Origin of the sequence: Aeromonas sp. R5-1, assembly GCF_040908265.1 — a bacterium.
Lineage (GTDB): Bacteria > Pseudomonadota > Gammaproteobacteria > Enterobacterales > Aeromonadaceae > Aeromonas > Aeromonas caviae.
The window spans coordinates 1-22,781 of record NZ_JBFODJ010000054.1 but is presented as its reverse complement, the minus strand read 5'-3'; the positions used below and the strand labels follow the sequence as shown (position 1 = coordinate 22,781).

General features: G+C 61.8%; 15 protein-coding genes and 2 pseudogenes. 9 read left to right on the top strand and 8 right to left on the bottom strand.

The annotated features are described in order from the left end of the window. Positions 1-232: 232 nt before the first annotated feature. Positions 233-1,372 (top strand): diguanylate cyclase, encoded by a 1,140-nt coding sequence (locus AB5Y64_RS08345; protein ID WP_010673494.1) that lies wholly within the window; start codon positions 233-235, stop codon positions 1,370-1,372. 30 nt (positions 1,373-1,402) lie between these two features. Here AB5Y64_RS08345 and AB5Y64_RS08340 read toward each other — a convergent pair whose 3' ends face one another. Beyond that, positions 1,403-1,651 (bottom strand): YciN family protein, encoded by a 249-nt coding sequence (locus AB5Y64_RS08340; protein ID WP_010673495.1) that lies wholly within the window; start codon positions 1,649-1,651, stop codon positions 1,403-1,405. 151 nt (positions 1,652-1,802) lie between these two features. Then, positions 1,803-3,182: an MATE family efflux transporter gene (locus AB5Y64_RS08335; RefSeq protein WP_052815705.1), complete on the bottom strand. Its 1,380-nt coding sequence runs from the start codon at positions 3,180-3,182 to the stop codon at positions 1,803-1,805. Positions 3,183-3,302: 120 nt separating this feature from the next. Here AB5Y64_RS08335 and AB5Y64_RS08330 point away from each other — a divergent pair, with 120 nt between their 5' ends. Continuing rightward, on the top strand, positions 3,303-4,160 hold the full coding sequence (locus AB5Y64_RS08330; protein WP_010673497.1) for an AraC family transcriptional regulator: 858 nt from the start codon (positions 3,303-3,305) through the stop codon (positions 4,158-4,160). 55 nt (positions 4,161-4,215) lie between these two features. Next, positions 4,216-5,910 carry an NAD-dependent malic enzyme gene (locus tag AB5Y64_RS08325; RefSeq protein WP_039039301.1) on the top strand — a complete coding sequence of 565 codons (1,695 nt, stop codon included), beginning with the start codon at positions 4,216-4,218 and terminating at the stop codon, positions 5,908-5,910. 74 nt (positions 5,911-5,984) lie between these two features. Here AB5Y64_RS08325 and AB5Y64_RS08320 read toward each other — a convergent pair. The 4 genes and pseudogenes from AB5Y64_RS08320 to AB5Y64_RS08305 form a co-directional block, all read right to left on the bottom strand. Further along, a pseudogene (locus AB5Y64_RS08320) lies at positions 5,985-7,042 on the bottom strand (OmpA family protein). A 219-nt stretch (positions 7,043-7,261) separates the two neighbouring features. Beyond that, on the bottom strand, positions 7,262-8,263 hold the full coding sequence (gene ompA / locus AB5Y64_RS08315; protein WP_049636313.1) for a porin OmpA: 1,002 nt from the start codon (positions 8,261-8,263) through the stop codon (positions 7,262-7,264). Positions 8,264-8,675: 412 nt separating this feature from the next. Further along, positions 8,676-9,704 carry a porin OmpA gene (gene ompA, locus AB5Y64_RS08310; RefSeq protein ID WP_171865720.1) on the bottom strand — a complete coding sequence of 343 codons (1,029 nt, stop codon included), beginning with the start codon at positions 9,702-9,704 and terminating at the stop codon, positions 8,676-8,678. Between the two features lie 308 nt (positions 9,705-10,012). Then, on the bottom strand, positions 10,013-10,600 hold the full coding sequence (locus tag AB5Y64_RS08305; RefSeq protein ID WP_049636314.1) for a hypothetical protein: 588 nt from the start codon (positions 10,598-10,600) through the stop codon (positions 10,013-10,015). Positions 10,601-10,858: 258 nt separating this feature from the next. Here AB5Y64_RS08305 and AB5Y64_RS08300 point away from each other — a divergent pair, with 258 nt between their 5' ends. Next, a complete protein-coding gene (locus AB5Y64_RS08300) occupies positions 10,859-11,125 on the top strand; it encodes a DNA-binding transcriptional regulator (RefSeq protein WP_010673503.1) in 267 nt (88 codons plus the stop codon). A 195-nt stretch (positions 11,126-11,320) separates the two neighbouring features. Continuing rightward, positions 11,321-12,682, top strand: coding sequence for a sodium-dependent transporter (locus AB5Y64_RS08295; RefSeq protein ID WP_102948779.1), 1,362 nt, complete (start codon positions 11,321-11,323; stop codon positions 12,680-12,682). A 65-nt stretch (positions 12,683-12,747) separates the two neighbouring features. Here AB5Y64_RS08295 and rssA read toward each other — a convergent pair whose 3' ends face one another. Then, entirely contained in the window at positions 12,748-13,617 is an 870-nt protein-coding gene (gene rssA / locus AB5Y64_RS08290; protein ID WP_052815155.1) for a patatin-like phospholipase RssA, read from the bottom strand. A 34-nt stretch (positions 13,618-13,651) separates the two neighbouring features. Then, positions 13,652-15,208, bottom strand: coding sequence for a diguanylate cyclase (locus AB5Y64_RS08285; RefSeq protein WP_368203626.1), 1,557 nt, complete (start codon positions 15,206-15,208; stop codon positions 13,652-13,654). 210 nt (positions 15,209-15,418) lie between these two features. Here AB5Y64_RS08285 and AB5Y64_RS08280 point away from each other — a divergent pair, with 210 nt between their 5' ends. The 4 genes and pseudogenes from AB5Y64_RS08280 to AB5Y64_RS08265 form a co-directional block, all read left to right on the top strand. Then, positions 15,419-16,471, top strand: a complete 1,053-nt coding sequence (locus AB5Y64_RS08280) for an efflux RND transporter periplasmic adaptor subunit (RefSeq protein WP_052815157.1) — start codon at positions 15,419-15,421, stop codon at positions 16,469-16,471. After that, positions 16,471-19,623 carry an efflux RND transporter permease subunit gene (locus AB5Y64_RS08275; RefSeq protein WP_316286937.1) on the top strand — a complete coding sequence of 1,051 codons (3,153 nt, stop codon included), beginning with the start codon at positions 16,471-16,473 and terminating at the stop codon, positions 19,621-19,623. Before AB5Y64_RS08280 ends, AB5Y64_RS08275 begins: the two co-directional genes overlap by 1 nt. 196 nt (positions 19,624-19,819) lie before the next feature. Continuing rightward, positions 19,820-22,129 (top strand): YgiQ family radical SAM protein, encoded by a 2,310-nt coding sequence (locus tag AB5Y64_RS08270; protein ID WP_368203623.1) that lies wholly within the window; start codon positions 19,820-19,822, stop codon positions 22,127-22,129. 225 nt (positions 22,130-22,354) lie between these two features. Beyond that, a pseudogene (locus AB5Y64_RS08265) lies at positions 22,355-22,781 on the top strand (IS1595-like element ISKpn3 family transposase); the annotation flags it as partial.

Sequence of the window (22,781 nt, the reverse complement as noted above, 5' to 3'; positions counted from 1 at the left end):
ATGTGTGGGGGGATGGGAGAAAATTGGGCGCTATTTTAGTGATTGGTATCGCGCTTTCCAGCGCTAATTGAGCGCAAACTCGTTTATTTTTCGATGGGTTGAAACGTTTTCCTGTGGCGATTAAGATCCGCCGGTTTGTGTGAGACCGATCCCTCACAAAGGGGAGGGAGGCTGATGCATCAGGATGGGGACGGTGTAGAATGAGCCCTCGGTTCGAAGATGGAGACTCTGGATGCTGAAGCTGTCGGAGTTCTGGAGTGCCCGCGCCCACTCCGAAGATTTTACCCTGACCCGGATGGGCTTCATGACGGTGCGGCTGCGGCTGCTCACCTGTCTGCTGATGGCGGGGCTCCCGAGCTGGGCCCTGGTGGACTGGCTGACCCTGCCAGCCATCCAGTTCGAGGCGCTGTTCCAGGTCAGGATCTTCTGCCTGCTGGCCCTCTCGCCCCTCATCCCCCTCTCCTATCTCATCCACTTCAAGCGCGAGCGCATGAAGCTGGCGCTGGGCTACCTGATGGCGGTGATGATGCTCTTCTCCCTCATCTGCCTGCACAGCTTCGGCGCGGATCAGGAGATGCAGGCGGGCTACATGGCCTTCCCCTATCTGCTCATCAGCCTGTTCGCCATCTTCCCCATTCCCCTCTCCCTCAGCCTGCAGCTGGCGGGGGGGATCCTGGCCACCATGCTGGCGGGCAACTGGTTGCTGGTGGGCCAACCCCTCTGGAGCGTGCAGACCCTCAACCAGGTCTGGCTGCTGGGGCTCTTTGCCATCGCCAGCGCCTGGGTGCAGTGCGGCCAGCTCAACATGCTGCTGCAACTCTATCGGGAATCCACCACGGACGAGCTGACCGGCATGATGAACCGCCGCCTGCTGATGAAGCAGCTCGAGAAGGCGAGGGCCGCCATGATCCGCAAACAGGCTCCCTTCGCGGTGCTGCTGCTGGATCTGGACCGCTTCAAGCGCATCAACGACACCTTCGGCCATCTGGCGGGGGATGCGGTGCTCAAGGAGGTGGCGGCCACCCTGTCGGAACAACTGGAGCCTGGCATGGTGCTCGGGCGTTACGGCGGGGAGGAGTTTGCCATCCTGTTGCCCGGTTGCACGGATCTGGCACAAGCCAAGCGGGTGGCGGAGCGGCTGCGGGTCGCGGTGGAGGCGAGGTTGGTGAAAAGCCCCACCTCCGACGAGCTGCTGGAGGTGACGGTGAGCATCGGTCTGACCCTGGCCCAGCGTGGCGAGGGGGTGGAGGATCTGCTCAACCGGGCGGACGAGTGCCTCTACATGGCCAAGATGGCGGGTCGCAACTGCGTGGTGGCCGAGGCCGGCAAACCCGCGGGCGATGCAGGGCGCACAAAAACGGATGCCGCCTGAGGGCGGCATCCGGTGATGACGGGGCTGGCGTCAGGCCAGGGTGTATTTGCCGGAGAGCTGCTGGGCCAGCAGCTTGAACATGTTGAACACCGCCATGGTCTTGCCGGTCGGGGTGCCGTCTTCAGCCAGGAAGAACTCCCCCTTGAACACCAGAATGTCCCCCTTCTGCTCCACCGAGTCGGCGCGCATGCCGTGGATGAAGTCCTCGTGTTCACGAATGATCTTGTTGGCCATCTCCAGCAGGGCAGTCTCGGTGATCCGCTCTTTTTGTGGTTGCATGCTCGTCTCCTTAAACGACTACTGGGCAGGGGCACAAGGGTCGGCATGGCCGGCGCACCCCGCCTCTGATTGAAGAGGGGGCCAGCATACTGCAAAGCGGGATTTTCTGTCATTGATATGACCCCGCATTTTCCCGCTTTGCGCTCTTCCCTTATCCCAGCACCAGATTGCGCAGCCAGCGCCGCTGGCGAATGCGGCGCTGCACCAGCAGCACCTTGGAGAGCTCCTCCAGCAGGACCACCGCCACCACCCAGGAGAGGGGCCAGCCCAGCAGGCTGACCGCCACCCAGGCCAGCGGCAGGCCGATGCACCACATGCCGACGATGTCGATGAAGATGCTGTAGTTGACGTCCCCCCCCGAGCGCAGTACCCCGACGATCCCCACCATGTTGAACACCTTGAGCAGCATGCCCAGACACATGATGGCGAGCACCTGGCCGGCCTCAGTCATCAGCTCGCCCGGCAGGTTGCCGACCCATTGCAGCAGGCTGCCCTGCATCAGCCAGACTGCGGTCCCCACGAGCAGGGCGCCGACGGGGGCCAGCAGCAGGAAGAGCTGGGAGTGCTGCCAGGCCTCGTCATACTCCTCTGCCCCGAGCCGGTGACCGAGCAGGGTGGAGCAGGCCACCGCCAGCCCGAAGAAGAGGGAGATGAGGATGCTCTCCAGCGTGCCGAGGGTGGTCATGATGGCCAGGGCGTCGGTGCCGAGGTGCGCGTAGAGGAAGCCGTAGAGCAGCATGCCGAAGGCCCAGAGCCCGTCGTGCAGCAACAGCGGCAGGGCGATCAGGGTGAAGCGCACCACCTCCTTGCGCTTGAAGGCGGCGAGCCAGTCTTGCTTGCGCGGGATGAGACGGGGCTCGGCACGCCACACATAGGCAAGCAGCAGCGCGGTCTGCAGCAGGCGCGACAGGGTGGTGCCCCAGGCGGAACCGGCTACTCCCATGGCCTCGGCGCCGAAATGGCCGAAGATGAGGGCATAGTTGAGGATGACGTTGGCGATGATGGCGATGATGCCGATACGGGTCGGCGCCGCGGCATTGCCCACCGAGCGCAGGGCCGACTCCAGGGGCACCACCACGGCGGTGCAGAGGATGGTGGCGCCGGTGATCATCAGGAACTCGTCGGCCAGCTCGCGCAGCGCGGGCTCCTGGCTGGCAAACCCGAGCACGCTGCCCGGTGAGAGCACATAGACGAGGGCAAAGGGCAGGCTTACCGTCAGGGCGCCCACCAGGGCCAGGGCCAGGGAGCGGCGCACCCCGGCCATCTCGCCACGGCCGAAATATTGTGCCGCCAACACCGAGACCCCGCCCGAGAGCCCCGCTATCACCAGCAGATTGAAGAAGAAGACCCGGTTGCCCAAGCCGACCGCCGCCACAGCCGTGGTGCCGAGCTGGCTCACCATCATGATGTCGATGAGGCCGAGCAGGGAGAACATCATGGATTGCAGCGAAACCGGCAGGGCCAGTCGCCACAGTCGCGTCATGAACTCGCGATCGGTGGTTTGTTTTAAAATCGCTTGCCAATAATTCATTTATGTTAACCGGGTTGGTAAAAATCAGGTTTTGTCGTGGGTATGATAGGGGTGATATCGGGAGGCTTCACTGTGAGCCTCTCTCGGCTTTCTTGTGCAAAACTATCCTGTTGAGGTGCTATGCCATTTATCAGCGAGTGTCTGGAAATCGCCCCGGCCTGCGAAGAGCGGATGCTGGGACGCGAAGGGCTGCCCCTGCTTGGGGAGGCGGGCGTCTTCCTGACCGGCCTCTCGACGATACGGGAGCACTACCTTATCCGCCGCAACCGACCGGAGTTTCACATCCTGATGGTGAGCCATGACGAGGGGGGCGCCCTGCTCACCGATGGCGGGGAGCAGCCCATCCCGGCGGGAGCCCTGGTCTTTCTCCCGGCCGCCGTGCCGGGGGGCCTCAGGCTGGTGGGGGAAGTCTGGCATACCAGCTGGATCCTGCTGGACGACGTGCCGCGCTGGCAGCATCTGCACCGGCTTGGCCATCGCATCTGGCAGGGGGAGGAGGGGGAGCAGCTCTACCACCTGCTCAGCCTGATGCAGGGGGAGGGAATACGTTCGCCGCTCCAGCCCCAGCTGCTGAGCCTGCTGCTGGCGCTCTTGGAGCGGACCCTGCAGGGGGAGGTGCGCGGCACGCCGGAGCTGCGGCTGCAGGCGCTGTTTCGGCGGGTGGAGGCACGTCTGGACGAGCCCTGGAGCGTGGCCCTGCTGGCCGACCAGATGGCCTGCTCGGTACCCCATCTGCACCGGCTCTGCCAGCAGGTGTTCGGCATGGGCCCCATGGCCTGGCTCACCGGACTTCGCATGAACAAGGCGCGCCAGTTGCTGCTCTACACCAACTGGCCGCTGGCCGAGCTGGCGGCCCGGGTCGGATACAGCGACGGCGCCAACTTTGCCAACCGTTTTCGGCGTCTGACGGGTCAGACTCCGGGGGCCTTTCGTCGACTGGGTCGCAAACCTTTCGCAAGGGAGGTGCAAACCCTTTGAAATTGTTGGCTCAAGCCCATAGGATCGACGGGCCACACAGTCAAGGTACAGATCCATGTTTGAAGATAATAATCAGAAACGTCCCCTCTACATTCCCTACGCAGGTCCAGCCCTGCTGGAGACGCCGCTGCTCAACAAGGGCAGCGCCTTCACCAGCGAAGAACGCAGCAGCTTCAACCTGGAAGGTCTGCTGCCCCAGAACATCGAAACCATCGAAGAGCAGGCAGAGCGTGCCTATCGCCAGTTCATGGCGTTTGGCAACGACATGGACAAGCACATCTATTTGCGCAACATCCAGGATACCAACGAAACGCTCTTCTACCGCCTGCTGAACAACCACCTCACCGAAATGCTGCCGGTCATCTACACCCCGACGGTCGGCAAGGCGTGCGAGGAGTTCTCCAACATCTATCGCCGCGCCCGCGGCCTCTTCATCTCCTATCCGGACAAGGACAGGATCGATGACATGCTGCAAAACGCCACCAAGCAGAACGTCAAGGTGATCGTGGTCACCGATGGCGAACGCATCCTGGGCCTCGGGGATCAGGGCATCGGCGGCATGGGCATTCCCATCGGCAAGCTCTCCCTCTACACCGCCTGTGGCGGCATCTCCCCGGCCTACTGCCTGCCGGTGGTGCTGGATGTGGGCACCAACAACCAGCAGCTGCTGAACGACCCCTTCTACATGGGGTGGCGCCATCCGCGCATCTCCGGCGAAGAGTACGACGAGTTCGTCGATGCCTTCATCCAGGCGGTCAAGCGCCGCTGGCCGGACATCCTGCTGCAGTTCGAGGATTTCGCCCAGGGCAATGCCACCCCGCTGCTCAACCGCTACAAGGATGAGCTGTGCTGCTTCAACGATGACATTCAGGGGACCGCCGCGGTGACCCTGGGCAGCCTCATCGCCGCCTGCAAGGCCTCCGGTGCCAAACTCTCCGAGAAGCGGGTCGCCTTCCTCGGGGCGGGCAGTGCCGGGTGTGGCATCGCCGAGCAGATCGTGGCGCAGATGAAGGCCGAAGGGCTGACCGACGCCGAGGCGCGGGGCCGGGTCTTCATGGTGGACCGATTCGGTCTCATCACCGACAAGATCCCCAACCAGCTCGACTTCCAGCGCAAGCTCTCCCAGCCAGTCGAGCGGATCAAGGAGTGGCCGGTGGGGGACAACATCTCCCTGCTGGAGGTGATGGAGCACGGTCGCCCGGACATCCTGATCGGGGTCTCCGGCCAGCCGGGTCTGTTTACCGAAGAGGTGGTCAAGACCATGCACAAGCACTGTGCCCGTCCCATCATCTTCCCGCTCTCCAACCCCACTTCCCGGGTCGAGGCGACACCTGCTGATCTCATTCGCTGGACCGACGGCCAGGTGCTGGTCGCCACGGGCAGCCCGTTCGCACCGGTGGAGTACAAGGGCAAGCGCTACGTCATCGCCCAGTGCAACAACTCCTTCATCTTCCCGGGGATCGGCCTTGGGGTGATCGCCTCCGGTGCCAACCGGGTGACCGATGCTATGCTGATGTCGGCCAGCCGTGCCCTGGCGGATTGTTCACCCCTGGTGAAGGGGGAAGAGGGCTCCTTGCTGCCGGATCTGGCGGACATCCATCAGGTCTCCCGCTACATCGCCAAGATGGTGGCCAAGACCGCCATGTTGCAGGGCAAGGCGGTGCAGACCCCCGATGATGTGATCGATCAGGCCATCGAGGCGAACTTCTGGCGTCCCGAGTACCGCCGCTATCGTCGTACTTCCTTCTGATCCCAAGGGGACAGACATGCAGAAGGGATGCCTCGGCATCCCTTTTTTGTGCACGGCGGTGAAGGAAGAGGAGGTTATTGTGCCGGTTGCTCGGCGGGGGCGGGCTCGGCAGGATTGCTGACGCCGGTGACCCGGATTTCGACCCGGCGATCCGGGGCCAGGCAGTCGATGAGGGCGGCCCTGGCCTTGATGGCATCACACTGGGTGCCGGTGACCGGGTTGCTCTCGCCGTTGCCCTGGATGCTCACCTTGTCTGCGGGCAGCCCCTTGCCAATCAGGAAGTTGGCGACCGTGCTTGCACGGGCCTCCGACAGTGCCTGGTTGTTGGCATCCGAGCCGATGCGATCCGTGTAGCCCATCACCACGGCGCTGCCATCCTTGGGTTTGACGTCGACGATCTGCTGGTAGAGGGCGTCGAGTGCCTGCATCCCCTCCGGTTTGAGCTCCGCCTTGCCAAAGGCAAACAGCACATCCGAACTCAGGTTGAAGGTCTGATCCACCGGCTCGGGAGCCGGGGGCGGCGGTGCCACAACCAGAGGCGCGGCCACCGGCACTGCGGCGACGGTGCGATTGGGGTGAAGCACCAGCTCGATGGTGGCGGTACTGATGTCGCTGACCCAGCGTTTGGTACCGCTGCCCACCTTGTCGTTGTCAGGATCGTCCCCGACTCGCACCATGTAGCGGTAGCGGGTCTGGATGTCTACCCAGTCGCTCAGTCTGGCGGTCAGGCCCAGACCCGCCAGGGGAGCCAGATTGTCATCCCCCCCGTTGACGGAGTCGACGTGATAGAGATAACCGCCCCTTCGGCAAAGACAGAGAAGATGTCCCCCAGGGGCAAACGGCCAATGACCGACAGGGTGGCCCCCTTGCTGTTGAAGTCCTGGCCGGCGATATCCCAGTCACCGGTGGAGAGGTAGCCGAGCTCTGCCCCCAGATTCTCGTTGTAGTTGTAGCCGACAAAGGCGTTGATGGCGGTCGCGTCCTTGCCGACACCCTGGCTGAAATCATCGATGTCATGGGCAAAGGCCCAGCCACCCCCAGCCCCCACATACCAGTCGTGAACAGGTGCCGCCTGGGCGGCACTCGTCGCCAATGCCAATGCAATCCACACAGGTTTCAGTCTTATGTTCATCGCGTATCCTCGTCGATGTTGGGTGTTATAGGGCTCCCAGCCCTTTGCTATGTATAGCCAACATTATGTATAGGCGATGTGAGCGCTTTAACCATTTAAGTGACGCATCTGTATGGAGAATCGGTGGGGCAGGCTGGTGGGCGGCCCGCGTTGGCGGTGCCGTCCGGGCATTAAAAAAGGGGCCGGAATGGCCCCTTTTTGCAACAGGTGGTTGTCCCCTTATTGCTGCACTTCCTTTACGCCGGTGACGCGCACTTCGACGCGGCGATCCGGTGCCAGGCAGGCGATCAGCTGAGCCTTGGCCTTGATGCCGTCACACTGGGTGCCGGTGACCGGGTTGGCTTCACCACGACCTTCGATGGAAACCTTGCCAGCCGGCAGACCCTTGCCAACCAGGAAGTCGGCCACGGTGCGGGCACGGGCTTCAGACAGCTTCAGGTTGTAGGCATCGGAGCCGATGCGGTCGGTGTAACCCACCACCACGGCGCTGCCATCTTTCGGCTGGACGTCGACGATCTGCTGATACAGGGTGTTGAGCGCAGCAGCCCCTTCCGGCTTCAGGGTGGATTTGCCGAAGGCAAACAGCACGTCCGAGCTCAGGGAGAAGTTCTTGTCGACCATGACGGGCTCGGGAACCGGCTCGGGAGCCGGTGCCGGGGCCGGTGCCACATAGGTGGTGCGGTTCGGGTGCATCACCAGTTCCAGGGTGGCGACGCTCATGTCGGTTTTCCAGGTTTTCTGATCGTCACCCAGATCCCACATGTAGCGGTAGCGGGCCTGCAGGTCGATAAGGTCGGAGAGCTTGGCAGTCAGACCCAGACCCGCCAGCGGCGAGGTGCCGTTGTCGCTCTGGCCGTTGCCGTTGACGTGGTTGAAGTAGGCACCCCCTTCGGCGAAGACGGAGAAGATGTCATTCATGGGCAGGCGTGCGATACCGGACAGGGTGGCACCCTGGGTCTTGAAGTCGACGCCATCGACGCCAGCCTTGCCGGCATAGAGATAGCCGAGCTCGGCGGCAAAGTTCTCGGTGAAGTTGTAACCGCCGAACAGGGAGAGCGCGGTGGCGTCCTTGTCAGCATCCTGGCCGAAGGTATCCAGGTCGTGGCCATAGGCCCAACCTGCACCCATACCCGTGTACCAGTCGTCGGCCGCCTGAGCGGTGGTGGTTCCCATGGCTGCAATGGCCAGAGCAATCAGGGTTGGTGCCATTTTCATTTTCATCGTTTTATCCTTGTTGAGTTGCCGTGCTATGGGCGTACTGCGCACTCTTTGTTATACCGGTCGCAGATGACACTTCATGTGCGACACCGTGAGCGGATCACGGACGGCTTGAATAAAAAATGGATGGAAACCTGGATTCTCATGAAGCTGTTTCTCCATGGACAACTAACCGGGCACTGAGCACTTTTAATAGTTCATCCAATGTCTTACAAGCGTTGCTACTGTATTCTTTTGAATCAGCGTGATCAAGTTTCTGCACAGATATGCAGCGCCGACACCGGCGTCGCGGGGCCGCAATACGGGGGTAAAGGGGAGAAAAGGTGAGACAGAGAGTGTCGCTGGGGGGAGGAGAGAGACAGCAAAAGGGGATGCCGTGGCATCCCCTTTTTTACGTTACCTGAGCGAAGTCAGATTACTTTTGAACTTCTTGTACGCCGGATACGCGAACTTCTACGCGACGGTCCGGAGCCAGGCAGGAGATCAGCTGAGCCTTGGCCTTGACGCCGTCACACTTGGTGCCGGTGACCGGGTTGGCTTTGCCGCGACCTTCGATGGCAACCTTGCTGGCAGCCATACCCTTGCTGACCAGGAAGTTGGCAACGGTGCGGGCACGAGCTTCAGACAGCTTCTGGTTGTAAGCGTCGGAACCGATACGGTCGGTGTAACCAACAACAACGGCGTTGCCGTCTTTCGGCTGGAACTCAACGATTTGCTGGTACAGAGCGTTCAGGGCTTGCACGCCTTCGGCCTTCAGGCTGTCTTTGCCAAAGGCGAACAGCACGTCGGAGTTCAGGGCGAAGTTCTTCTCAACGATTTGCGGAGCCGGGGCCGGTGCTTCTTCAACAACCGGGGCCGGAGCAGGCGCTACGTAGGAAGTACGGAACGGATGCCATACAGCTTCCATGGTAAAGATGCTCTGCTTACCTGGGTAGTTCACGTTATTATCAATGGCGGTGCTGCCATCGGCATCAGCAACGTCCCACATATAACGATAACGACCTTGCAGATCCCAAGAGTCATTCAGTTTGTAGGTCAGGCCAGTACCAACCATTGGGGAAACTTGGCTGTTGCTGGTTTCCAGACCGTGAATATGTGCCCAGTTAGCACCTACTTCACCAAACAGGGAGAAATCATTACCCAAAGGCAGACGGCCAATAGCGGACAAAGTTACACCTTGGCTCTGATAGGGAGTGCCATCGGTGCTACCACGACCATTGTAGTTGTAACCTAGTTCGGTGCCAAAGTATTCGTTGAAGTTGTAACCGGCAAATGCATTGGTAGCCAAAGCGTCTTCGGTACCATCTTTGGCGGAATTATCCAGGCCATGGAAGTGAGCGGCACCAAGGCCAGCACCGAAGTAGAAATCATCGGCGGCTTGTGCTGCAGTTGCACCCATGGCAGCCATGGCGATGGCGATCAGGGAAGGAGCCATTTTCATCATAAAATTATCCTCGTTGAGATGGCACGTTATTCACGTGCTTCGCACTTTGTAATTTATTTAAGCTGCTGGCTCTGTCGCGACCAACTTGCGTTGGAGCAAACAGGGATCCTAGATCCATCCAGGAGGCACGTATCTGGGTGCACAAGTGCGCGGGTTGCACTGTCGACAATGCATACTCCGCCACGAACAGCCGACGTCATTCCGATGACGTGGCGCATTTTATGCCCATTTCAAAACATGATCAAGCTCACAGATAAGGGATGGGGCAAATTGTGTCGTAGGGATAACTGGCTGTTTCTTGGGATTTATTAGTGATCCAAGTAGGCGCGATGCAGTTTCTTCTCAAGCTTCATATAAGCCTCAGCCCAAGCGTGCCGCAGGGTGGCGTCACCCGCCCTGACCGAGAGGACAGCAAGATAGTCCGCCTCAGTTGCTTCGCACAGCAAGGGTGTGAAACTGAGCAAGAAGTGACGGGCGAGGTAGGGATCGAGAGGCCAGATGTTGAGGATGGCCCGCGCCACGGGCTGGACGGCGGTGGAGCAGATGAAGTGCCGATGACCCGCTTCCAGCCATTGGGCCATCTCGGCGAGGCTTTCTTCCGGCACGATGCCGCCATCGCCTTTCTCCCTGGCCAGCGTCATCGTGTGACCATTGCCCAGTGCCAGGGTGCCGTTTTCTGCCACGACGCCGTCGTGGCTGCGCAGGGGAAGCGTCGTCTGGCCTTCAAGATAGAGGCTGCAGCTGTCCGGGAGGGCCGCCAGCACGGTGGCGGCGTCCCCCTGCATGGCCATGGGCAGCCAGAACGCTTCGGCCCGGGTCTGCAGACCCTGGGCGAGCTGACGGGGGAGGGAGTCCGGGTCGGAATGAAGACGGGAAATGATGCCGGGAAATGCCATGTTGATGACTCTCTTGGAAATAACCGGCGAATTATACGAGGGATGGCCGGGCAACAAGAAAGGTTTCTTTTCGAGACTGTTTACCTGAGGCGACGCAGCGATTACCATCCCCGAGGTTTGTGAAGGGTTGTCGTCGAAAGACGCTGATTATAGATAGAGGCTCGACCATAACGAGTCCGTTCAAAACTGATACACTTGACTACGAGTCGTCGCGAAAAATAAAGGTGGAGTCAATCCGCCGAACGGAGTATGAAACACATGAATTCAAATATCGTAACTGTTGGCAAGAAGATCCGTCAGATCCGCGAAGCGGTAGGCCTGAGCCGTCCCAAGTTTGCCGATCTGCTGGGCGTCCCCCCAACCACCCTGAAGAACTATGAACTGGGTTACCGTGAAGTCGGAGGCGCCTTCTTGGTTGCCCTGGCCCACCACCCCGATCTGCACAAGTTCACCCTCTGGCTGCTGGCTGACAAGAAAGTCGCCGAAATCGGCCAGATCGGTCCGGACGATATTGCCAAGGCTTGATTTAGTTCAACCTTGATAAAAATGCCGCCCTCGAGGCGGCATTTTTTATTTATCAAAATGGATGATTATTTAATTAAATAATGCGTTGTGTGCGGTCAACGGCGATTTTCACTAAATCATCTTGTCGGGCTGGATTAATCCACGGAACACTCCGACCCTTTTAATTCAGGCGGTGATCCACACAGCGAGACAACGATGAGCCAATCCATTACCAAAGCCAGAGATGGGTTTACCAGCACCTTTGGCGTGCTGGCCGCGACTCTGGGGTCTGCCGTCGGGCTCGGCAATATCTGGAAGTTTCCTTATCTGACCGGTGAGAACGGTGGCGCCGGTTTTCTGCTGGTCTATGTCATCGCCACCCTGCTGGTGGGATTGCCGGTGATGATCTCCGAGATCATGCTGGGGCGCGAGGCCAGGACGGATGCGGTCAGCGGGCTCATCAAGCTGGCTCCGAAGGGGCAACCCTGGTGGCTGATCGCCGCCATGGGGGTGAGCGCGGCCTTCCTCATCATGTCGTTCTACTCCGAGGTGGCGGCCTGGGTATTTGCCTACATCTTCAAGGCGGCCAGCGGCGAGATCCTCTCCACCGATCCCGCCGTCACGGGTGCTGCCTTCAATTCACTCATCACGGATCCCTTGCAGAGTCTGCTCTGGCAGTGGCTGGTGCTGGCCCTGATGGGGGGGATCTTGCTGATGGGGGTCTCCAGGGGGATCGAAGCGGTCACCAAGCGGTTGATGCCACTGCTCTTCATCCTGCTGCTGGTGATAGGCGTGCGCAGCCTGACTCTGCCCGGAGCGAGCGAAGGACTGCATTTCCTGTTCTCGCCGGATTTCTCCAAGGTGACCGCAGGCGTCGTGCTGACGGCCATGGGGCTGGCGTTCTTCAAGCTCTCCATCGGGATGGGCTGCATGATGACCTATGGCAGCTACTTTCGGGACGATCAGCACATCCCTCTCACCACGGTACGGGTGATGTGCGCGGATCTCTTCGTCTCCATGCTGGCGGGGATCGCCATCTTCCCGGCGGTCTTTGCCTTTGGCTTCGAGCCGAGCGCAGGCCCCTCCCTGCTGTTCATCACCATACCCGCGGTGTTTGCCAGCATCCCGTTTGGACACCTCTTCATGGTGCTCTTCTTCGTGCTCTCCGCCATCGCAGCCACCGGGGCCATGCTCTCCATCCTGGAGGTGCCGGTCTCGGTGCTCTCCGAGCGATTTCACATGAGCCGCACAAGGGCGACCCTGATCAACCTGCTGGTGCTGGGAGCGGTCGGCTCGACCTGTGCGCTCTCGAGCAGCACGCTGGCGGATGTGCAGGTTGGCGGGAAAACCTTCTTCGATCTGTTCGACTTCGTCTCTTCCAACGTGCTGATGCCCCTTGGCGGCATTTTCCTCTGCCTCTTTGTGGGCTGGGTATGGGGATTCGAGCGGATGACGACGGCGCTGACCAATGGGGGCAAGCTGGCGCTGCCCATCCTCAGCCCCCTGTTTTTCATCATCCGCTATGTGTCGCCGCTGCTGATCCTGGTAGTGATGCTCAAGGGGCTGGGGCTGTTCTGAGCCGCGTAACCCGAAACAAAAAAGCGCCTATTGGCGCTCTTTTTGTCTTTTACCCCGATATGCCTTCATATCAGGCAGAGTCGTGACAGCTCCTCCTTGAGCTGCTCCAGGTTGCGCTCGACACAGGCTTCCCCCTCGTTGATGGCGTCGCTCGCGCGGTGGAAATCCATGATGGAGAGGTTGCCAAGGCGCGGGCAGAGCTGGATCTCGGGGGGATCCCCGGCCATCCGGGCACGGGTGATGCGCTCCTGCATGATGTTGATGGAGCCCGTCATCACCCCCCACATGCCGGGGGTACTGGGTTCGCGCTCGCCCCGGTTCAACCACTGGCTGAGCAGCCCCCCCTGCACGGGCTCGTCCGGTTCGTCGGTCCAGGGCTGGTGCATGTCGGTGTTGAGGTTGACGGCGATCACCACCTCGGCTCCCATGGCGCGGGCTAGGGAGATGGGGACCGGGTTGACCACGGCCCCGTCCACCAGCCAGCGCTCCTCCACCCGGGTCGGGGTGAGCAGGCCGGGCATACCGCAAGAGGCGCGCACACACTGGCGAAGCGGTCCTTCCTGCAACCAGATCTCGCGACCGGTATCGAGTTCGGTGGCGACGCAGGCAAAGGGCAGCGGCAGGCTTTCGATGGCGGGATCCCCCAGATGGCCGGCGGCGATGCCAAATACCTTGTCACCGCGAAACAGGCCGCCGGAGAGGGCAGGATCGAGCAGCCCCATGACCTGCAGGCGGCTGAAGCCGCGCACCCAGCTCTCCAGCTTGTCCAGTTCACCAGCGGCATAGGCGGCGCCGACAAAGCTGCCGATGGAGCAGCCAGCCACCAGATCCGGCTTGACGCCCAGTCGCTCCAGGGCACGGATGATGCCGATGTGGGCCCATCCTCGGGCCGCACCGCTACCCAGGGCCAATCCCAGACGGGGTTTTCGTGACACAGTTGCGTCTCCTGACATGAAGTGGGAGTCCAGCTTACTCCGGCTTCTCCTGTCCGTCATCCCGCCACGCTTCGCTGCGATTGCGGCCGTTGGCCTTGGCCTGATAGAGGGCGATATCGGCGCGGCGGATCACCTCCTGCAAGGAGATGGCCGGTGATTGACGACAGTGGCCCAGGCTGACGGTCACCTTCAGCTCGGCCGCGATGGCGCTCCAGGGATGCTCTGCTATGCACAGGCGAAGCCGCTCGGCCAAAGGGGCCAGAGGGATCGCTTCATCGGTGACGAGCAGCAGGAACTCCTCGCCGCCCCAGCGGATCAGGTGGCACTCCCGTGTCAGCAGGGACTGGCAGAGCTGCACCAGACGGATGAGGACCTGATCGCCCACCCCGTGGCCGAAACGGTCGTTGACCTGTTTGAAGTGATCGCAGTCAAACATGATGGCGCCGATGCGTTGGCGGCCTGCCAGGGCCTGGCGGTGTTCGAAGGCATCGAAGTAGTGGCGGTTGAAGGCGCCGGTCAGGGCATCGTGGCGCGACAGGTAGTTGAGGCGCCGGTTGAGGCGCTGGGCACGCAGGCTGGAGACGGTCGCCACCACCAGACAGAGAATGGTGATGAGCGCCGTCGCCGATTGCCACAACAGCGTCTGCAGCAGAGGCAGCAGCGGGATGCGATGGATGAGGGAGAGCGGTGTCTCCGGGATGGGATAGACGAGCTGCAAGGCGCCCTGTTGCCACTCATATTCCGCTGACTGCGCCGTCCTGACCGGGGGCGGCGCGGTACCGGACTGGCTGCTGGCGAGGATCTGCTGATGGGCGTTGAGCAGGAACAGGGTGCCAATCCGGGGGGCGAGGCGGTGCAGGGTCTGCGCCAGCGTGACGGTCTGGATGTCGATGCTGAGCAGGCCAATGATCTGGCCGCCCTGGGTAATGGGCTGGGAGAGGGGGATCATCTGCCCCCGTCCGGCAAAATCCTGGTAGGGGCGCGAGAGCATGGCGTGCTCCAGGTGGGGATGCCTGGCCATCGCCTCCTGCCAGTAGGCCTTGCTGTAAATCACGGGATCGAAGCGAAACTGGCTGGATGGCACCCAGGGATAGAGGTAGATGAAATTGTCCGTACCGGTGAAGTAGATCCAGGCCACGTCCCTGTCCAGCAGCTTGCTGGCCGTGGCGAGCAGGGGGGAGAGGCTGAGGGCGAGATGTATTCTGGCTTGCCGCTCGCTGCCGTCATGGGGCAGCGGGCCCTGCCCGGTCAGGTTGCCGATGAGGGCGGGGGGCAGATCGACAGGGATGCGATCCAGATTGATGCCGTGCTCCCCGTCGGATTGCAGCGCCTGATAGAGCTGGCGAGAGAGCACGGACTGGGGATTGCTGCGCAGGCGCTCCTCCGCCTGGCCGCGCATGGCCTCAAGGAAGGTCTCCATCCGCTGGTGCTGGCTGCTGAGCTGGGTCGCGGCGTTGATGGTGTCACGCTTGTTGATCTCGGTAACCTGGCGAAACGCATGTTGCAGGGCGAGCAGCAACAGCAGCAGGCCGAGGCCCAGCAGCAGCCACTGCAATCGGTATCTGGCAAAGGCGGGGGAGGGAATGGACATGGGCGTACCGGAAGATGGCGAGAGTCGGCATCAGTGTAAGGCAGAACCCTGACGCGCGTGCCGACAAGATGCGTTTTTGATGATCTTCTCACCGGACTGTTACGTTTTGTCACATTTATACATAGTCACGGCATAGTCAGGGGGTAACATGGTGCCATCCTTGATGAAGCTATCTCTTCTTCCTCTCTCTTTGACTGCATGGATCTTGTGATGAAAACGCGCGTGTGGCTGTGGCTTTTCCCTCTTCTTCTATTGCTGGCGGCGGGCGCCTGGCATCTGCGGCAGGCTGAACCCGCCAGCAAGCCAGCACCAAGAGAGATCAATATCAGGGCCGAAACCGTCAGGCAGAGTCTGGCCGAGCCCTCCATCAAGCTGGTGAGCAAGCTTGCGGCCAATCGCTCCGTGGCCATCAGCCCCGAGGTGACCGGCCGCATTGCCACCATCGCGGTGAGCTCCGGCCAGCAGGTCACACAGGGGCAGACCCTGATCGCCCTGGATGCGGGCAAGCAGCAGGCGGAGCTGGCCGAGCAGAGCGCCAGCGTGCGCGACGAGGCTCGCAAGCTGCGGGACATGCGCAAGCTGGTGGCGCGAGGCGCCGTCACCACCTCGGAGCTGGAGGGGCAGGAGGCGACTGTCGCCCAGGCCCAGGCCCGGGTCGATGCGGCCCGTTACGAGCTCTCCCTGCGCACCCTGGCCGCCCCCTTCGACGGCACTGTCAGCCTCATCGATCTCAGCGAAGGAGCCCTGGTCAACAGCGGCGACGTGCTCTTGCATCTGGACGAGCTGGCAAAACTGCGGCTCGATCTGGCGGTGCCCGAGCGCTACCTCTCCCTGCTGCGCCCCGGCATGGCGGTGACGGCAACCAGCTCGGCCTGGCCGGATCAATCCTTTTCCGGCGTGCTGGAGACCCTCGACAGCCGGATCTCCAGCGACACCCAGAACATCAAGGCCCGCGTCATCCTGCCCAACACCGGTGGCCAGCTGCGTCCCGGCATGCTGATGAACGTGGATCTCTCTCTGCCACCCCAGAAGATGACCCTGATCCCCGCCCAGTCGGTGGAGTATGCCGGCGAGCAGCGCTTCGTCTATCGCCTGGAGGCGGACGGACGGGTGAAGCGCGTGCCGGTGGAGCTTGGCGACACCCATGGCGAGGCCGTCTGGGTGCTCAAGGGGTTGAACGTCGGCGATCGCATCGCGGTGGAGGGGCTGGTCAATCTGCGCGACGGCGCCCAGGTACGTGATCTGGGCGAGGTGAAAGGCTGATGTGGCTCTCCGATATCTCAGTACGCCGTCCCCTGGTGGCGGTGGTCATCAGCGCCCTGCTCACCGTGTTCGGCCTGGTGGCCTTCAGCAAACTCACCGTGCGGGAGATGCCGGATGTGCAGACCCCGTCCGTTTCCATCACCACCACCTATGAGGGGGCGGCCCCCGAGGTGATGGAGAGCCAGGTCACCAAGCCCATCGAGGATCAGCTCTCCGGCATCAGCGGCATCAAGAACATCAACTCGGTGACCCGCAAGGGGCGCTCCTCCATCACGGTGGAGTTCAAGCTCGGCTGGAACATGCTGGAGGGCACCTCCGACGTGCGTGACGCCATCTCCCGGGCCAGACCCAAGCTGCCAGACGGGGCGGACGAGCCCATGGTGACCAAGGACAACGGCAACGGGGATGTGGCCATCTGGCTCAATTTCAGCAGCACCCAGATGGACCGTACCGCCATGACGGATTACGCCAATCGCATGCTGGTGGACCCCTTGAGCCTGGTGGACGGGGTAAGCGAGGTCTCCCTCTCCGGGGACCTGACCCAGGTGATGTACGTGCGGCTGCGCCCCGCCGACATGGCGGCCCGCGGCATCACGGTGGCCGACGTGCAGGATGCCCTCAAGCGGGAGAACATCGAGCTGCCGGGCGGCGAGATCCGCAACAACACCATGACCATGGCGGTGCAGATCGCACGGCTCTATCACAGTGCAGAAGATTTTCGCACCCTGCCGGTGAAAACCGCCACCAATGGTCAGAGCATCTATCTGGCGGACATTGCCGATGTGGAGGTGGGGGCCAAGAACGAAGACAGCGCCTATCAGCGCAACGGCCGCGAGAGCCTGGGGATTGGCATCGTCGCCCAATCCACAGCCAACCCCCTGGCGGTGGCCCAGGGCATCGAGAAGAAGCTCGTGGAGATGCAGCGCTTCCTGCCGGAGGGGGCCACCCTTGAGGTCGACTACGACTCCACCATCTTCATCAAGCAAGCCATCGACGAGGTATACGAGACACTCGCCATCTGCGCCCTGCTGGTGGTCGCCGTGCTCTATCTCTTCCTCGGGCAGGGGCGCACCACGCTCATCCCTGCCATCACGGTCCCCGTCTCCCTGATTTCGGCCTTCATCGGTGCCTGGTATCTGGGCTTTTCCATCAACCTCATTACCTTGCTGGCCCTCATCCTCGCCATCGGCCTGGTGGTGGATGACGCCATCGTGGTGGTGGAGAACATCCACCACCACCTGCAACGGGGCGAGTCCCCCTTGATGGCGGCCTGGCACGGCACCCGGGAGGTGGGCTTTGCCGTCATCGCCACCACCGCCGTGCTGGTGATGGTGTTCGTGCCCATCGCCTTCATGGATGGCATGGTGGGGCGCCTCTTCACCGAGTTCGCCATCCTGCTCTCCCTGGCCGTGCTCTTCTCCTCCCTGGTGGCGCTCACCCTGACCCCGGCCATGGGCTCCTGGCTGATGCGTGCCGTGGACAAACCCAACGCCCTGACCGCCACCCTGGACAAGGGACTTGGCTGGGTGGAGGAGCGTTATCGCCGCGTGCTGGGGGCCGTGCTGCGCCGCGCCGTCTGGATGCCCCTGGTGCTGCTGATTTGCCTCGGCGGCATTGGCGCCCTCTTTGGCAAGCTGCCCGCGAGCCTCACCCCGACCGAGGACAGGGGCGTGCTCTATGTGTTCGTGAAAGGGGCGGAGGGCACCAGCATCGAGCGGATGAAGCGCAACATGCAGCAGGTGGAGGCCGCCATCCTGCCGCTGCTCGGCAAGGGGGTGGTGCAGGCCATGAGCTTCAGCACCCCGGCCTTCGGGCGCGGCGGCGATCAGACCGGCATGGCCATCATCCAGCTCAGCGACTGGGCGGTGCGGGACGAAACGGCCACCGAGTTTGGCCGCTCCCTGAGCGGTCGCCTCGCCGGCATCCCCGACGTGATGATCCGCACCTTCCAGCCGGGGTTCAGAGGCGGCTCCACCGCGGCGGTGCAGTTCGTGCTGCAAGGCTCCGATTACGGCGAGCTCAACCAGCAGGGGCTGGCACTCAAGGAGGCGGCGGCCCAAAGCGGGCTGATGCAGAGCCCGGATCTCGACTATGCCGAGAAGACCCCGGAGCTGCAGGTGACCATAGAGCGGGAGCGAGCCACCCAGCTCGGCATTCCGGTCTCCACCATCGCAAGCTCCCTGCAGGCCCTGCTCGGCGGCGTCAGCCAGACCACCTATGTGGACAGGGGCGAAGAGTATGATGTCTACCTGCGCGCCAACCAGACCCAGTTCAACGGCATCTCCGACATCAGCCGCATCTATTTGAAGGCCGCGAGCGGCGAGATGGTAAGCCTCTCCACCCTGGCGACCGTCACCCAGGTGGCGAGTCCCCAGCGCCTCAACCACTACCAGCGCCAGAAGGCGGTCACCCTCACCGCGGACGTGGCCCCCGGCCACACCCTGGGGGAGGCGCTCGACTTCCTGGATGGCTGGGCCGCGGATCACCTGCCCACCGGCATGTCGGTGGATTATGCCGGCGAGTCCAAGGACTATCGCGACAACCAGGGGGAGATGGCACTGGTGTTCGGCCTGGCCCTGCTGGTGGTCTATCTGGTGCTGGTGGCCCAGTTCGAGAGCCTGCTGACCCCGGCGGTGGTGATGATGACGGTGCCGCTCGGCATCTTCGGCGGCCTGCTCGGCCTCTGGCTCACGGGGCAGGAGCTCAGCATCTATAGCCAGATAGGCATGATCATGCTCATCGGCATGGTGACCAAGAACGGCATCCTCATCGTGGAGTTCATCAACCAGCTGCGCCAGCGGGGTGAAGGGTTCGAGGAGGCGATCATCAAGGGGTCGGTGCGCCGCCTGCGCCCCATCTTGATGACCTCGCTCACCGCCATCATCGGCGCCGTGCCCCTGATGCTCTCCATGGGGGCGGGGTACGAGAGCCGGATGGCCGTGGGGACCGTGGTCTTCTTCGGCTTGTCCTTGGCGACCCTGGTGACCCTGCTGGTGGTGCCCGCCATCTATCACCTGATCGCCAGACGCGCCGGGATGACGGGGGCACGGGACCGACTGGTGGACGAAATACTGGCCACGGCAACCCCGGCAAGTCCCTCCCCGGTGCCGGGGGCGGTGGCCCCCGAGGGGCGTGACAAACCGGCGGCCTAGCGTGCCGACCCGGATAACAGCAAGCAGGGCGCCAATGGGCGCCCTGCTTGTTGATGAGATCTGAGTCTGTCACGCCGACCTGTCGCGCCCGCTCGAAGGCGCCCCTTCCCCTCGCGTTCTGTAGGGGCAAAAAGCCGTCGCCCCCGCCTTGCTCTGCCGGTATAATGCGCGACCCGAATTGTTCCAGGTGGTCAAAATGCAGCCGGTTACCAACCTCTTCTCCTATCCCCGTTACTGGGCCGAGTGCTACGGCACGGCGCCCTTCCTGCCCATGTCCCGCGCGGAGATGGACAAGCTCGGCTGGGACAGCTGCGACATCGTGCTGGTGACAGGCGACGCTTACGTGGATCACCCGAGCTTCGGCATGGCGGTGATCGGCCGCATGCTCGAATCCCAGGGTTTTCGGGTCGGCATCATCGCCCAGCCAGACTGGTCATCGAAGGATGACTTCATGCGTCTGGGCAAGCCGAACCTCTTCTACGGGGTGACGGCGGGCAACATGGACTCCATGATCAACCGCTACACCGCCGACAAGAAGCTGCGTCACGACGACGCCTACACCCCGGGGGATGTGGGCGGCAAGCGGCCGGACCGTGCCACCCTGGTCTATACCCAGCGCTGCAAAGAGGCATATAAAGAGGTGCCGGTGGTCATCGGTGGCATCGAGGCATCCCTGCGCCGCATCGCCCATTACGACTACTGGTCCGAGACCATCCGTCGCTCCATCCTCATCGACGCCAAGGCCGACATCCTCATCTACGGCAACGCCGAGCGCCCCCTGGTGGAAGTGGCTCACCGCATCGCAGGCGGCGAGACCATCGACACCATGCAGGACATTCGCGGCACCGCCGTGATCCGCAAGGAGCCGCTGCCGGGCTGGCGCGGGGTGGATTCGAGCAAGCTCGACCAGATTGGCCGCATCGATCCCATCCCCAACCCCTATATGGAAGGGGCGCCATGCAGCGATGACGAGGGTTCCGCGCCGGCTGCGCAGGAGGCCAAGCCCATCCTGGTACAACCCCCTAAGCAAAAGCCATGGGAGAAGACCTACGTCAAGCTGCCGGCGTTCGAGCGGGTGAAGGAGGACAAGGTGCTCTACGCCCATGCGTCCCGCATCCTGCACCACGAGACCAACCCGGGCTGCGCCCGCGCCCTCTCCCAGGCCCACGGCGATCGCATCATCTGGGTCAACCCGCCTGCCTTCCCCCTCGAAACCGACGAGATGGACGGGGTGTTCGGCCTGCCGTACCAGCGGGTGCCGCACCCGGCCTATGGCAACGAGAAGATCCCGGCCTACGATATGATCAAGACCTCGGTCAACATCATGCGCGGCTGCTTCGGCGGCTGCTCCTTCTGCTCCATCACCGAGCACGAAGGGCGCATCATCCAGAGCCGATCGGAAGAGTCGATCTTGAAAGAAATCGAAGAGATCCGCGACAAGGTGCCGGGCTTTACCGGCGTCATCTCGGATCTGGGCGGCCCCACCGCCAACATGTACCGCTTACGCTGCAAGAGCCCCAAGGCCGAGCAGACCTGTCGCCGTGCCTCCTGCGTCTGGCCGACCATCTGCCCGCACATGGACACCGACCACAGCCCGACCATCAACCTCTATCGCAAGGCGCGCGACCTCAAGGGCATCAAGAAGATCCTGATCGCCTCCGGCGTGCGTTACGACATCGCGGTGGAAGATCCGCGCTACATCAAGGAGCTGGCCAAGTACCACGTCGGCGGCTACCTCAAGATCGCGCCGGAACACACCGAGGAGGGCCCGCTCTCCAAGATGATGAAGCCGGGCATGGGCAGCTACTACAGCTTCAAGGAGCTGTTCGACAAGTATTCCAAAGAGGCGGGCAAGCAGCAGTACCTGATCCCCTATTTCATCTCCGCCCACCCAGGCACCACGGATGAAGACATGGTGAACATGGCGCTCTGGATCAAGTCCAACCGCTTCAAGCTCGATCAGGTGCAGAACTTCTACCCGTCGCCGCTCGCCAACGCCACCACCATGTATTACACCGAGAAAAACCCCCTCAACAAGGTGAGCCGCCAGGGCGGGGACGTGTTCGTGGTGAAAGGGGAGCGTCGCCGTCGCCTGCACAAGGCGCTGCTGCGCTATCACGATCCGGCCGGCTGGCCGATGATCCGCGAAGCCCTGCTGGAGATGGGCAAGGGCCACCTCATCGGTAACGGCCCCGACTGCCTGGTGCCGCCGGAAGGCCGCGGCGAGGCCAAGGCCGAACGCAGCCGCAGCAAGGGCCTCAAGCCCGCGTTGACCCGCCACAGTGCCATCACCCATCAGCGCAGTAACGGGGCGGGCAACAAGGCGGATCGAAGTGAAGGGCCTGCTGCTAACAAGGGCGGCAAGGTGGACAATGGTAAACCAGCAGCTCAAGGTAAGCCTACTAATAAAGGAAAACCCCCGATCCGAGTTGGTACAGTTAAATCGGGAGGTCAGCGTGGCAAGTCCGTCACTAAAGGACACGGGGCCAAACGACCGGCTCGTTGATATTTCTAGATGAATTAAAGCAATAAATAAAATGGCGGCCATCTGGCCGCCATTTTAGGTTGGTGTTGAGCTTATTAATTCTGACATACTAGATGTACTGGTTTAATGTGCAGGGTGCTCATCAATCTTAAGTTATTTAGCATCTTAATACCTGATTACCCATGATTAGCAGTCAGTTACCACGAACTATACTGATGTTACGTACAGTTATCGAGGTGCGAGATCATGGCCAAAAGCAAAATCCAATTCCAGAAAGGCTACAGCCTGTTTGAGTTTCTCAAGGACTATGGCACTGAGGCTCAGTGCGAAAACGCGCTGTTCACTTGGCGTTTTCCTAACGGCTTTGTCTGCCCTGAATGTGCCAACAAGACCTGTTGTCGCCTGAGAAGGCGGCCACGTGTGTGGCAATGCAATCACTGCCGTCACCAGATGTCATTGACTGGAAACACGATTTTCGCAAACACCAAGCTCCCACTGACCAAGTGGTTTCTGGCAATGCACCTGTTGTCACAAACCAAAACAGGCTTGTCAGCGATGGAGCTAAAGCGCCAGTTGGGCGTCAAATATGACACCGCCTGGATGCTCAAGCACAAGCTGCTGCAAGCCATGAAAGAGTCCGATGACAAGCAGCCCATCAGCGGCATCATTCAGC